Raw genomic sequence first — 14,460 nt, forward strand, 5'->3', positions numbered from 1 at the left:
ATTTTTATGAGTAACACGATTCAGAACACTTTAAAGCAACCTAAAATCGGTATTGTCGGCGGTGGTGTTGCGGGGGCCACCGTTGCCCTCAGCTTAGGTGAACTCGGATTAGATGTCACCCTAATAGAAAAAGGACCGACGCTTGTCAATGGTCCTCCGATTTGCCACTTACATGCCGGCGGTAACCTATACCGAGAAATATCTGAGCAACAGTGTCTGACGTTGTTAAACGAGTCGATCGAATTGTTACGTATATATCCGCATAGTATTGATTATCGTCCAACCATAGTTGCAGTTCCAACTAATGATAAAGGTGAGCCTGAAAATCTTTTCTCTCGTCTTGAAAAGCTTCGTCAAGAGTATCAGCGTTTAGTTAATATTGACCCTAAAAATAGGGTGCTGGGAGAGCCTGAAGATTACTTTAAAATTTTTACTCGCGAGGAAGTTGAAGCATTAAAAAATAAACCAATTGTTACTATGCCTGATTCGCTTGAAGAGTGGATGATTCCGGTTGCACATCATGTCGATTTATCGCAATTAAAGTTTCCAATTATTATGGTTCAAGAGTATGGGGTAAACCTATTTAGATTAGCCGCCAGCGCTGAACTAACTCTTCAAAAATTTACAAACTGTAATATTTTGACTAGTAGTAAAGTGGTGCAGGTAACCCAAAAAAATGACCAATGGCTGGTTGAATATCAACATCAGGGCGCCTCACATCATTGCGAATTTGATTTTTTGATTAATGCAGCAGGTTTTAGGACGGGTATGGTTGATGATATGCTCGGGTTTTCACGTAAACGACTCGTAGAGTTTAAAGCTGCCTATGTGACGCAATGGCAAGGTAATGACAGCATTTGGCCTGAGCTTGTCTTCTTTGGCGAGCGAGGCACGCCAAACGGCATGGCACAATTTACTCCTTACCCAGATGGTTACTATCAATTACACGGCATGACTGAATCAATCACTTTATTTGATAAAGGGTTAGTTGAAAGTTCAGAAAGTAGTGCGCAACCCGAACTACCGGATCACCTTATTAGCAAGATTGATCAAGGTTGGCCTACACAAGAAACAGAGCTTCGTACACAAAAAGCTATTGACCACATTGGTCGTTTTATCCCTGAATATCGAAGACAGGCAAAGGTTAGTGCTAAACCTCTATACGGAGCGCAGCAAATTCCTGGAGAAGATGCTGATTTACGTGCAGCCGGCGTTTCTTTTGTTGGTGATAACTATGCCCGCTGTGAGATTGTTAAAGCTTCCTCTGCACCAAGTGTGGCCAAAGAGATCATAAAGCAATTTGTTCATCTGGGGAACTTGGATGATACACACTTAGATAGACTGACATTGTCAGCAACTCATTCGCTGTTAAATAAAGATATTGAGCACTACGCACAAGAAATCTGTGTAATGCGCCAATACCCGCGTTCTTTAGCAAAGTGTAATGTCAATTATAAAGGATAAATAATGGATGATAGGGCACTTAAAATCCATGCTGTCCTATCATTGGCGTTGTTTGATTACTACTGAATAGGCTTGCATGTAAGCGCAGTGCATGGTTATCAGTTAAGCTTGATATATAATCAGCAATCACACGTTTTTGGTGAGATGCATCGCTTTGTTGTTGGTAAACTTGTTTTACTTGTTCGGGTAAAAAGCGCATTGGCCCTGCATTAAATGCTTCGAAGAGTTCCATTACAATCTGCTGACCACGATACTCCAGAATTTGTAAGTCTGGGCTTTTAATCACGTAGTTTAATACAAACTGTTTTAATATTTCTAAAACTTTAAACATCGCAGGCTCTAATACCGCGTTGTAGGCGAGTAGTGGCTCGTTAAATTTAACATCTACTAGGTCGATTTTTATTGATGTGATCAACGCATTAACTAATGCGCCGATAGCATCTTTACGTTTAAAGTGTTGGCTAGAAAAGAGATCATTTGTCAGCTGTGTCAGTTGCTCACCTAAGCAAAAGTCTTTAACTTCAGCTAGTTGTGTTGCTACTCTCTCTTGCCATAAAGCTTTGCTAACAATCCCCATGGCAATCGCATCTTCAAGATCGTGAATTCCATAAGCGATATCATCAGCTATTTCCATAATGGAACAATCAAAGGATTTATAACGCGACTTACGATGGCTTATATCTCCTATTGCTTGGGGACGTAAAGATTGAAACAAAGCTCTATCAGCTTTACAAAGTGGAACTAATACTGCGTTTAAATAGGATTCATCATGGTCATAGATACCCTTGCCTGGCATCCATTCTTCGGTTTTTAATTGTCGAAAGTTACGGCTATTATCTTCAGGATAAGGGGCACTGATTGCGCTTAAGCAAACGGGATATTTTAATAATCCAAGTAAACTACGGCGGGTCAAGTTCATTCCATTAAATTCTGTGTATGGCTCTAATTGCGTTAAAATTCTAAAGGTTTGACCATTCCCTTCAAACCCACCATCGTCGATCATCATATAATTTAAAGCTGTTTCCCCTCCATGTCCGAAGGGAGGGTGACCGATATCGTGGCTTAGGCAGATTGTCTCAATTAAATTATTACTCGGTAGCAGAGGCTTAAATTCAGGCTGTGTTATGGTCAAATGGGCAACGATACCAGCACCTATTTGTGCAACTTCTAGTGAATGTGTTAAACGTGTACGGTAAAAATCACTTAACCCATTGTTATGGATCTGCGTTTTAGATTGTAGTCGACGAAATGCCGCAGAATGTAAGACACGTGCTTTATCACGTTGAAAGGGTGAACGTTTATCTAAACGTCTTTTTTTACCTGGCTCTTCACTAAGGCGTTGTAGCCATTGTTCATTGATCTTTAAAATTTTATCATTCATAGGTAACATTCTATCTCATTGATCAAGGTACTAAAATTGTAGCCTGAGTGTCAGATTATAAATAGCAAAAGTTACAAAAATGACTGAACAATTGTATTTATTAACAGCATAAAGGGATATTTTTTTACGATTTTCTTAGTTATGCATATACTAAAATACTCATCTAATTTGTATATGCAGGGTTATGCCATGAAAAAACCTAGTATTCCACCCAACGAGAGGAAACGATTAGCGCAACTTGATTCGCTTGGTGTCCTTGATACTCAAGCCGAAGAGCGTTTCGATCGTATTTCTCGAATGGCAAAACGGCTTTTTAACGTGCCAATTGCTTTGGTGAGTTTAGTCGATGAAAATCGACAGTGGTTTAAGTCTTGTTTTGGTATTTCAGCTTCAGAAACCTCACGTGAAATTTCATTTTGTGGTCATGCCATTTTAAATAGTGATGTATTCATCATTAACAATGCACTTGAAGATAATCGCTTTATCGATAATCCATTAGTCGTAAATGATCCTAAAATACGATTTTATGCAGGTTGTCCCTTAGTGGTAAATGGTTACCGCTTAGGTACGTTGTGTCTTATTGATCAAGTACCCAGAGAGTTTGATGAGCAAGATGTCAGTGCACTTCAGGATTTAGCTTCCATGGTCGAGCATGAGTTAACGGCTGTGCAGCTAGCGACAATGGATGAATTAACGGGCATATCTAATCGTCGTGGTTTTTTAATGCTTGCGCAAAGTAGTCTCAATTATTGTATTCGAAATCATATTGCCGTGACTCTGGCATACTTAGATTTAGATCTATTCAAAGAGATCAATGATCATTATGGCCATGCTAAGGGTGATGAAATTCTGGTTATGTTTGCTGACTCAATGAAAGCTACCTTTAGAAACTCAGATATTTTTGCTCGTTTAGGGGGTGATGAGTTTGTTTTATTATTTAGTAATACCACCCGCGACCAAGCCCTTCATGCGATTGATAAATTTAGAGCTTCGTTAGCTGAAATTAAGATCGCTCATGGTTACCCGCATCGTGTTGAATTTACCTGTGGCATCGTCGAATTTACGCCATCTAAGCATCCCACCATGGAAGCGTTATTAGAGGAGGGAGATAAATTAATGTATCAGTTAAAGCATTAGCATCAATAGTAATGCTACTAAGAGTGATTTAGATTTTTAGTGCATTTGCTATTATTCATTGCTGTCTTCAGCGCCACTTTCATCAGCCCCCCTTGATTTAGGAGTAAACATTGCAATTTATAGAATGTAATTTTGAGCAACATGCACCCGCTATGTTAGCTATCTTTAATGATGCCATTGAAAACTCTACTGCCCTGTATGATTATAAACCACGCACCATTGAAAATATGGCAGAATGGTTTGCGATTAAAACGCTAAATAATTTTCCTGTGATAGGCATTGTTAATGATAGTGAACAGTTAATGGGCTTTGCAAGTTACGGGACTTTTCGAGCGTGGCCTGCATATAAATATACTGTCGAGCACTCGTTATACGTAAACAGATTATTCAGAGGTCAAAAATTAGGACAAGCGCTACTTGAACAGTTAATTGAAAGGGCTGTTGAACAGCAATACCATACTTTGATTGGCGCTATCGATATGAACAATAAAGCCAGTATTAAACTGCATGAAAAGTTTGCATTTAACCATTGTGGCACCATTAAACAAGCAGCATTTAAATTCGGAGAGTGGCTTGATTTAGGCTTTTATCAACGAATTTTGTTAACCCCAGATCAACCTTTGGATGGTTAGTTTAAGCAATCGCATGCTTCAAAATGCTCCGCGTATAAATGTAGAGCATTGAATTAGGTACATGTAATTTGGTTATTGGTTATTGGTTAGTGTGTTTTTCCTAATGTCGCTTTGAAATCTTGATAGTTGAAACTATTTAAACATTCGATACGACCATCAATACGTTGATAATAGATGCTCGGCATTTTCAAACCATTAAACCAATTAAGTTTCACCATGGTATATCCAGCACTATCCATCAAATGTAGCTTTTGGCCAATCTTAAGTGGCGTTTCAAACTGTGTTTCACAGAACTGATCACCAGCCAAGCAGGAGCAAGATCCAATCACATAGTTGAAAACGCCATTTTCAGTTGCTTCTCTGACACTCGCCGGTTCGTTATAAATTAAGGTATCTAAACGATGCGCTTCTGTTGCACTATCAACAATGGCGGTTTTCTTTTCATTTTCAACAATATCAATCACGCTAACAACCAAATCTGCCGTACGGGTGATGATCGCTTCACCGGGTTCGAGGTAGAGCTGAATATCATGTTTCTGGGCAAAGGCTTTAAGCGCAAATGCCAATTTTTCAATAGGGTAACCTGGATAGGTAAAGAAGATCCCTCCACCTAAACTTAGCCAGCTTAGCTTGTCTAAATAGTCGGAAAAGGTCGTTGAGATATGATCTAAAATAGCGATAAAGGCATCTACATCTTTATTCTCACAATTCATGTGAAACATAAAACCTTCTACTTTATCTAATACCTCTGGGCTTAGTAACGCCTGTTTAACGCCTAAACGAGAATAGGGGCGAGCGGGGTTTGCGAGATCTTGTCCTGCCATACTACGTTCTGGGTTAATGCGTAAACCAAGTGAGGCATGCTCATAACAATCTGAATAATGCGCTTCAAGTTGTGATAATGAATTGAAGATGATTTTATCGGAGAGACCTTTTACAGCTTCAATATCAGCTTTAGAGTAACCCACACTATAGGCATGTGTTTCACCTCCGAACTCTTCATGCCCCAATTGCACCTCGTAGGGGCCTGAACTGGTGGTACCATCAAGATAAGGTTTAATGGTTTCAAAGGTACCAAAGGTTGAGAAACATTTAAGCGCTAAAACGAGTTTTACTCCTGATAACTGTTTTAACAATTTTGCTTTTTCAAGGTTATCGATAAGTTTACTTTCATCGATCATGAAGTAAGGGGTTTGTAGGTTATCTGTGTTCATATGATTAGCATTTATTAAGTAAAAAGCATTGGGTAGAAGCTAGAAAGCTAGAAAGCTAGAAAGCTAGAAAGCTAGAAAGCTAGAAAGCTAGAAAGCTTGAAGGCTGGAAAGTTAGAAGCCTCAAGCCCTCAAGCCTTATTACCTTTCAGCCTTATTAATTTCCTAAGCGTCTAATTCTTGCACTTGCCAAGTTAGGCCAATGCGTGGCATTAGATCTAGGAAGTGATCAGGGTTTAATTGTTCAACATTGAACAGGCCTTTATCACTCCATTTCCCTTGGAAGTATAACAACGCCGCTGTGATTGCTGGTACACCCGTTGTGTAAGAGATAGCTTGATGTTCAACTTCAATATAAGCTTCTTTATGATCGCAAATATTGTAGATAAACACGCTTTTAGCAACACCTTCTTTTTTACCACGTACCCAAGTCCCGATACAGGTTTTACCGGTGTAACCCGAAGCAAGTGACGTAGGATCGGGTAAAATTGCTTTTAACACTTTAAGAGGTTCAACAGTAATGCCATCAACGGTAGTGATAGGATCAGGGCTTAATAGACCGATATCACGCATTACATTGAAGTAGTTAAGGTAGCTGTCTGAGAAACCCATCCAGAATTCAATACGTTTAGCGGGTAAGTATTCAGCCATCGAGCGAACTTCATCGTGCGCCATTGAGTAAACTTTTTGCTTACCAACAACAGGAAAATCAAATTCCATCATACGACTATGGCAAGGGACTTGATGCCATTTTTTATCTTCAAAATAGAAAGAGTCGCCTTGAATTTCTAACATGTTAGTTTCAGGGTCAAAGTTGGTTGCAAATTTCTGACCGTGATCACCGGCATTAACATCCATTACATCGATGCTGTCAATCTCATCAAAAAGATGTTTGTGTGCGTAGGTTGCAAATACACTGACTACACCCGGATCAAAACCTGCACCTAAAATACCGGTGATGCCCGCTTCTTTAAAGCGATCTGCAAATGCCCATTGTGGATCATAAGCCTCTGGTACTTGTTGTCCTTCGCTGCATAAATCGGTAGCGACAGAAGTATCAAGGTAGGCTGTTTGAGTTTGTACACATGCTTCCATAATCGCTACGTTAACCCATGGAGGACCTGCATTAATAAGTAGATCTGGTTTAACTTCATTGATTAGCGCAACAAGTGCTTCTACGTTGTCTGCATCTACCGTCACAGCACTGATATTTTTACTACTGTCTTTAAGGTTGTTACGGCCTTTGATAGAAGTAATGATTTTTTCACATTTAGCAACGGTACGTGATGCGATAGTAATATCACCAAAAACATCGTTATTTTGTGCACATTTATGGGCGATAACCCAACCAACGCCACCAGCGCCAATTTGTAATACAGACATCTTAATTTGCCTCTTGAGTGTGTAAAAGTTGTACTGCCGTTGTTTCAATTTTGCTAAACAAGGCATCAAAGTCATTAAGGGTTAAACAAGGATTTAACAGTGTAAATTTCAGATACAGTTTACCGTCTACTTTAGTTTCTGCGATCACTGCATCGCCAGAGGTAAGTAGCTGTAAACGTAACTTTTGATGAAGTGTGTTAAAGGCTTCTTCGCTTAGCGTTCCTTGCTTATTTAAACGGAATAACACCGTTGAAAGTAATGGCTCACAGCATAAATCAAAATGTTCATTTTTTTTGATCAAGTCTGCAACTTGTTGTGTCAATAACAGTAAGTCGTCATACATCGCACCTAATTTATTGGCGCCGACTGCCTTTAATGTCATGAACATTTTTAATGCATCGAAACGTTTAGTCGTCGCGATACTTTTATCAACCAAATTCGGCAGCTCATCACCTTCACGGTTAAGGTAATCAGCATGATGTAATAGGGTATTAAAGTTAGCCTTATTTTTAATCAGTAATGCCCCACAACTAATGGTTTGATAAAACAGCTTATGAAAGTCAACACTGACACTATCTGCTAATTCAATTCCAGCTAAACGTGATTTATGTGTTTCACTGAGCATTAATGCCCCGCCGTATGCACCATCGATGTGTGACCAACAGCCACTATTTTTAGCAATGTTGACAACACGTTTGAGATCATCAATTGCACCGTGATCAGTTGTACCTGCAGTGGCAACAATCGCGATGGGTAATAGATCTTGAGCTTTTAATGAATCAATTTTTTCTTGTAAGGCATTACAATCAATCTGTCCCTGTAGGTTAGTAGCAACCGTTACCACTGATTGCTCACCAAGGCCCATTAACGCAGCTGATTTTTGTACGGTAAAATGGCTTTTGTCTGAACAGATAATACGCATTTTATGTCCATATACAGGTAAGCCATGCTGCTGAATATTATGCTTCGAATGCTTTGCAGCAAACCAATCCCGTGCCAGTAATAATCCCATAAGGTTACTTTGGGTACCGCCACTGGTAAATACACCATCGGCCTGTTTACCCATTTGGTAAGTGTCACATAACCAATTTATTATCAATTGTTCAACATAGGTTGCAGCGGGGGCTTGATCCCATGAATCCATCGATTGGTTTAATGCTGCAATAAAGTGCTCTGCAACCACCGATGCAATAAGCGGTGGGGTGTGCAGATGAGCGATGGTATGCGGGTGTTGCACTAAAATTGAATGTTTAGCGATTAAATCATTCACACAAGAGATAACATCAATTAAAGGCTCTGGACTATTTAGGTCAACCGCTTCAAGCTGTGCTTTTAACTTTGCAGGCTCAAGACCAGAGTATGCTTGGCTCGATTGTTGAAATAAGCTGTTTATGCTTTTTTGAGTGAGATCTGCTGCATATTCAAAGGGGCGATTATTTGCCCCTAAATGCATAAAATATTGTGCGTAGCTCATTTCTCGCTGCCTAATACGATCGTAAATGCTTTTTTCATTGTTTCAATCACAAACTCAATTTGTACTTCACTGATAATCAGTGGCGGTAAAAAACGCAATATTGCACCTTCACGGCCACCTTTTTCAATAATTAGACCAAGTTCTAATGCAGCTCGTTGGACACGTGCCGCTAATTCAGGATCTGCCAGCGCTTGTCCTAATGAGTTTGTTTGCTCTGGTTTAATAAGCTCAATACCATTCATTAATCCTCGGCCACGGATATCCCCAATCTGTGGAAACTGTGCTTGTAAAGTGGTTAAACCTGCACGCAGCTGTTCACCACGGCATTTTGCATTATTGGCTAAGTTATCACGTTTAATAATTTCTAATGTTTTTGCACCACTTGCCATCGCTAATTGGTTACCACGAAATGTACCAGTGTGCTCACCCGCATTCCAGCAATCAAACTTTTCATGGTAAAGAATGATAGACATTGGCATACCACCACCAACAGCTTTAGAAAGTACTAAAATATCTGGTGTTATACCCGATGACTCAAAAGCAAAGTTATCACCAGAGCGACCGATACCACATTGAATCTCGTCAAATATTAGTAGGATCCCATGCTCGGTTGTAATACGTCGTAATTCCTGTAGCCACTTTTTAGGCGCAGGAATGACACCACCTTCTCCTTGAATCGGCTCAACGATAATAGCTGCTGGTTTAGTAATACCACTTTCATCATCACATAATACAGATTCAATGTAGCGGATACTTTGCATTGCACCCGCTTCACCACCTAAACCAAATTTACAACGAAAATGGTATGGAAAAGGGAAGAAGTGCACATCTGACATTAAGCCAGTGCGACGTCCTTTAGCACCTAGACTACCAGTTAAAGCAAGTGATCCATTGGTCATACCGTGATAAGCGCCATGGAAAGAGCCCATGGTATTTCTTTTGGTATACAATTTTGCTAATTTTATAGCCGCTTCTACGGCATCTGCGCCAGAAGGGCCACAAAATTGAATACGCGCACTTTTTGCAAAATCTGTAGGGAGAAATTGCATCACTTCTTTAATAAACGCATCTTTACTCGGTGTGGTTAGATCTAATGTTTGGTAAGGAACGCCTGCATTTAGTTGTGAAATAAGTACCTGATTGATCTCACTATGGTTATAACCTAGTGGCAATGCTCCTGCGCCAGCTAAGCAATCTAAATAAACTTGGCCTTTGGTATCTTCGACAATAACACCACGGGAAGTTTTAATGGCAATTGGAATACGGCGTGGATAAGAGCGTACTTCGGATTCATAATGCTCCTGGCTTAGCAATACTTCATCTGGAACCAAATCATAAGGTTGGGTAACGACTGGCGTTTCTTGATAATTAGTAAGCGCAGTGTCTGGTGCAAGATTTAGGACGTTTTGCATAACGGAATCCTTAAAAAAGTTAAAGGGTTGCCAATAAATGGAACAAAAAAAATAATGGTAATACCTTGGCGTTTCAAGGTAAAAAGATCTTACAGGGGTAAAACGAGGTCGCTCACGGTTCGGTGCTGATAGCGCCGTCGATTGCTTGGCACAATAATGCAGGTGCACGAAAAATATAGATCGGGAAATAGTTCATATCATGCTCCTTTTTTAATGTGTCAATGAGTTTATTTGAGTAGTAAAGCGCGCGCATTTTAGCACCGTTTATTGTGCTGGCAATAGGAAAAAACATAAAAATTTAACAATATTAATTAAGGTGTTGATAGTTAAGGTTAAAAATTGTTTTAAGGCTAATTAATAAACACTCAATAGCATGGTAACTGTGTGTCGCTTTATTCCTATCTAAAAATGCGAAATTTCGCTATTATTTAATGCAATTAGATTTTAAATAAGGGGCCACTGTGAATAATATTAAACAAGTATTAGTCGTTGATGATGATCAAGATATTCGAGAGTTATTGGCACAATATCTTGCTAAGAATAGTTTTGATGTGATCACCGCAGAAGATGGTGTTGAAATGGATAGCCAGCTTAAGATGCATCAACCCGACCTTATTATTTTAGATATCATGTTACCAGGTGATGATGGCTTTACGCTTTGTCAACGAATTCGTCAAACGTCAAACGTTCCTATTATTATGCTCACTGCTAATTCCGATGAAATGGATAGGGTACTTGGCCTTGAAATCGGCGCTGATGATTATATCGCCAAACCCTTTAGTCCTCGAGAATTGTTAGCCCGTATCAAAGCGTTATTACGCCGTAGCCAGTTTACACCCGATAACAATGAAACAGAAGCCAAAGTAAAAAGCCGATATTATCGATTTGCTGAATGGAAACTTGACACGCAGCAACATACTATATTGGATAAAGAAGGAACCACTTTTCCTTTAACCGGTGCTGATTTTCAATTACTTATGCTGTTTATTAATAGTAATGAAGCACCAATTTCCCGGGATCAAATCTGTCAAGCGCTACATGGTCGAGATGCCTTTGCGAATGAACGTGGGATAGATGTACATGTTAGTCGTTTAAGAAACTATTTGGGTGATGATGCGAAAGCGCCGAATATTATTAAAACTGTGCGGGGTAAAGGGTACTTATTTATTGCACCGGTATCGCGTGAAAAGTAATGGGATACTTTCGCTTGTTATTCCGCTCTTTAGTCTCACGCATGTTACTGCTAACTATAGTGTCAGTGATAGCCGCCCAAACTATTAGCAGTTTCTTTTGGGTTCAGCAGTTTTCAGAAAGTGAACAAAAGTCAGTAATTATTAATGCTCAGCACCTAGCTGAAGGGGCACTTAGTACTATCTCCTTTTTTAAAGGTTTACCGCTTAAATATCGGCATTTAGTCTTAGAGCAACTACGTGGCATGGGAGGAAGTCGTTTTTTTGTTTCGTTGAACAGTGAAAAAATTGATATTAACCCAATTAAAGACAGTGAATTAAAAACAAAAGTCATTCAAACGGTTCATGACGTGTTAACCAGTGGATTATCGACCAATAAAAGTTTGGAAATTGAGTTTTCTTCGCCTGATGACTTACACGTTTTAAAAAATGATATTTTGCTTAAAGACTTACCCCCTTCCTGGGGAGCTTATTCGTTAATAATTCCCACTGCTAAACCGCCTATATTAGTCCTACAAATTGAGATAGAGGAAGGTGAGTGGCTCTATTTAGCTGCTATTTTACCTCCTCCTTACCTATTATCTAACAATCAGCTTATCTCTGCACAGCAGGTATTAACGTTATTATTCACTACTTTTTTATTATTGTTGTTTATTTATCTATTATTTCATCGTCAAACTAAACCATTGCAAAATTTAGCTAATGCAGTTTCTGAAATGAGCATAGACCTTGACCAAGCACCGCTTAAAGAGCAGGGCGCATTAGAAATTGTCGCTGCAACGCGTGCATTTAATCGTATGCAGCAAAAGTTGCAACGTTATATACAGGACAGGGAGCTCCTTTTCCGCTCCATATCACATGATTTAAAAACACCAATAACTCGTTTGCGCCTGCGTGCCGAGCTATTAGATGACGAACAGCAAACTGTACGTTTTAATCAAGATCTCGATGACTTAGAAATGTTAGTAAAAGGTGCCTTACAAAGTGTTAAAGAAACCGATATTCATGAGAATATCCAAGAAGTCGACATTATAAAATTGCTCTTACAGATCAGTGAGAATAGAAGTGATCAAATATACATCGCAGAAAAGCATGTATATCCATATCGAGGAAAACCGTTAGCATTAAAACGTTGTTTATCTAATCTCATCGAAAACGGTGTCAAATATGGCCAACATGTTGAAGTTATGGTGGTGGATAATGCAGAAGAGTTACAGATCATTATTCAAGATAATGGACCAGGTATTCCTTGCAATGAACTGGAAACGATTTTTCAACCTTACAAGCGCCTACACAATGATTCTCAAGGTCATGGTCTTGGCCTTGGCATTGCGCGTAATATTATTCACGCACATAACGGTGATTTGCATCTTATTAACCGAAAAGAAGGTGGACTAGAGGTACTTATATCGTTGCCTCGAATCTATAAAAATCAGCTGTGATTGCTTTTAATTTGTTCAAAAATGTTGAAGACAAAATTTACGCTCATTTGAGCAATTTCATTGGTATTAGTAATGAATAAAAGAAATTTAAATAAATTTTTGCTGGTGGCGCTTTTCGTACCCAGCGCTATTGCAAGTGGGGGGACATTGGAAGTATTACATTGGTGGACCTCACCGGGTGAGAAAGAAGCACAACAAATACTCGATGTTGCTTTAAGAAAACAAAATATTACCTGGGAAAATTTTGCGATTGTTGGCTCTGGTGGTGATAGTGCGCTACGTGTTTTACAGATGCGAGCGCTGTCTGGGAACCCACCCGATGCGGCGCAAATTAAAGGCCCTGATATTGCGGAATGGGCAAGTATGGGCATGTTAAAAGAGATAGATCATATTATTCCAACTACAGAATGGGATAAATATATTCACGATGTAGTAAAAAAAACAGTCAGTTATCAAGATCACTTCATGGCTTTGCCACTGAATATTCACAGGGTAAATTGGTTATGGTTGAATACAGAGATATTTGAACAATTGCAATTGTCACCACCTAAAACATGGGATGACTTTTTTAAGGTAGCAGAGAAGATAAAAGCAGCAGGATATATACCAATCGCACATGGTGGGACTAGCTGGCAAGATAGCCTGTTGTTTGAATCTGTTGTGCTATCTCTTCTTGGTGCTGAAAAATATAAACAGGCCTTTGTTGATTTTGACGAAACAGTGCTCACTTCGCATCAAATGGTACAAGCATTTGAGACTTTTAAGCGTATTAATCAATATGTCAGTCATAATATGCGTGGCAAAGATTGGGTTGATGCAAGTGAAATGTTAACTAATAAAGAAGCTGGTATGTTATTCATGGGGGATTGGGCTAAAGGGTTATGGCATGCATCGGGCAAAGTTGCGATACAAGATTATCTTTGTGTCAACGTCCCTGGTACAGAAAATATTTATAGTTATAACATCGACAGTTTTGTGTTTTTTAAGAAGCATAGTACTAACGATTTAGACAAAGTAAATAATCGTGCATTTGCAAATACACTGATTTCGAAGCCATTCCAACAAGCGTTTAATATCGAAAAAGGCTCAATACCAGTGCGAAAAAATATGGATATGCAGGCTTTTGATGCATGTGCGCAAAAGTCTTATGTTGATTTTTACCATGGTAGTAAGCTCGTTCCTTCTTTTTCGCAAAACATGGCGACTAGTAGTTATTTACAGAGTGAGATGAGTAAGATCATTAGCTATTATTTCAGGAATGATGACGTTTCATCAAGACAAGCAGCTAAACAACTTGCATTAGCCATCCGTGCTGTCAATAAGTAACATTCATCAGTTTTTAGTCTAGCTTGTCTGAACGGTGTTATATGTGGAAAGAGAGGTAATGCATCGATTAGCTTATCTCGAGGCTCCGTTTATAACTAGCGTATTTTCTGAACCACACTTTGGAGGCATACTTGATTGGGGAGATTTAATTAGCAAGGGTCGCTTTGAATGTTTTTTATACCAATCGAATTAATACCAATTCCCTAATATAGTGATCAAATATTACGCAGAAAAAAGGAGTTAGTTCAAGGCGAAAATTGATGCAAATGGTGTTCCCTTTACGAAATTTTTAACGCTGAAATAGCTTCTTTTAACCAGTAAGATTGAACAGTTATTTAGTGGGTTTTGTATAAGTATGTGATCTAAATTTTGTGCTGGAAAAGTGACTTAACTCAAGGCGGAGATTTG

At 39.1% G+C, this 14,460-nt stretch carries 11 protein-coding genes; 6 read left to right on the forward strand and 5 right to left on the reverse strand.

The genetic code is table 11. The annotated features are described in order from the left end of the window. The first annotated feature begins 6 nt into the window (after positions 1-6). On the forward strand, positions 7-1,464 hold the full coding sequence (locus tag CW745_RS02280; protein ID WP_101106863.1) for an FAD-dependent oxidoreductase: 1,458 nt from the start codon (positions 7-9) through the stop codon (positions 1,462-1,464). 19 nt (positions 1,465-1,483) lie between these two features. Here CW745_RS02280 and CW745_RS02285 read toward each other — a convergent pair whose 3' ends face one another. Continuing rightward, the gene (locus tag CW745_RS02285) at positions 1,484-2,845 is read right to left on the reverse strand and encodes an anti-phage deoxyguanosine triphosphatase (protein WP_101107077.1); all 1,362 of its coding nucleotides are present in this window, start codon (positions 2,843-2,845) and stop codon (positions 1,484-1,486) included. A 189-nt stretch (positions 2,846-3,034) separates the two neighbouring features. On the opposite strand from CW745_RS02285, the gene CW745_RS02290 reads away from it, so the two are divergent. Further along, positions 3,035-3,982, forward strand: a complete 948-nt coding sequence (locus tag CW745_RS02290; protein WP_101106865.1) for a sensor domain-containing diguanylate cyclase — start codon at positions 3,035-3,037, stop codon at positions 3,980-3,982. Between the two features lie 110 nt (positions 3,983-4,092). Then, positions 4,093-4,614: a GNAT family N-acetyltransferase gene (locus CW745_RS02295; RefSeq protein WP_101106867.1), complete on the forward strand. Its 522-nt coding sequence runs from the start codon at positions 4,093-4,095 to the stop codon at positions 4,612-4,614. A gap of 86 nt (positions 4,615-4,700) precedes the next feature. On the opposite strand, the gene nspC is transcribed toward CW745_RS02295, so the two are convergent. From nspC to CW745_RS16760, 4 genes are all read right to left on the reverse strand, one after another. Further along, on the reverse strand, positions 4,701-5,828 hold the full coding sequence (gene nspC, locus CW745_RS02300; protein ID WP_101106869.1) for a carboxynorspermidine decarboxylase: 1,128 nt from the start codon (positions 5,826-5,828) through the stop codon (positions 4,701-4,703). 162 nt (positions 5,829-5,990) lie between these two features. Then, positions 5,991-7,208 (reverse strand): carboxynorspermidine synthase, encoded by a 1,218-nt coding sequence (locus CW745_RS02305; RefSeq protein ID WP_101106871.1) that lies wholly within the window; start codon positions 7,206-7,208, stop codon positions 5,991-5,993. Between the two features lies 1 nt (position 7,209). Further along, positions 7,210-8,682, reverse strand: coding sequence for an aspartate aminotransferase family protein (locus CW745_RS16755; RefSeq protein ID WP_202973137.1), 1,473 nt, complete (start codon positions 8,680-8,682; stop codon positions 7,210-7,212). Continuing rightward, complete coding sequence (locus CW745_RS16760; RefSeq protein WP_202973138.1) at positions 8,679-10,094, reverse strand: diaminobutyrate--2-oxoglutarate transaminase family protein; 1,416 nt, start codon at positions 10,092-10,094, stop codon at positions 8,679-8,681. Before CW745_RS16760 ends, CW745_RS16755 begins: the two co-directional genes overlap by 4 nt. Positions 10,095-10,555: 461 nt before the next feature. On the opposite strand from CW745_RS16760, the gene CW745_RS02315 reads away from it, so the two are divergent. The 3 genes from CW745_RS02315 (at position 10,556) to CW745_RS02325 (ending at position 14,052) form a co-directional block, all read left to right on the forward strand. Next, positions 10,556-11,287: a response regulator transcription factor gene (locus CW745_RS02315; RefSeq protein WP_101106873.1), complete on the forward strand. Its 732-nt coding sequence runs from the start codon at positions 10,556-10,558 to the stop codon at positions 11,285-11,287. Beyond that, positions 11,287-12,726, forward strand: a complete 1,440-nt coding sequence (locus CW745_RS02320) for an ATP-binding protein (RefSeq protein ID WP_101106875.1) — start codon at positions 11,287-11,289, stop codon at positions 12,724-12,726. Before CW745_RS02315 ends, CW745_RS02320 begins: the two co-directional genes overlap by 1 nt. 72 nt (positions 12,727-12,798) lie before the next feature. Continuing rightward, a complete protein-coding gene (locus CW745_RS02325; protein ID WP_101106877.1) occupies positions 12,799-14,052 on the forward strand; it encodes an ABC transporter substrate-binding protein in 1,254 nt (417 codons plus the stop codon). The last annotated feature ends 408 nt before the right edge of the window (positions 14,053-14,460 follow it).

The organism is Psychromonas sp. psych-6C06 (assembly GCF_002835465.1).
Lineage (GTDB): Bacteria > Pseudomonadota > Gammaproteobacteria > Enterobacterales > Psychromonadaceae > Psychromonas.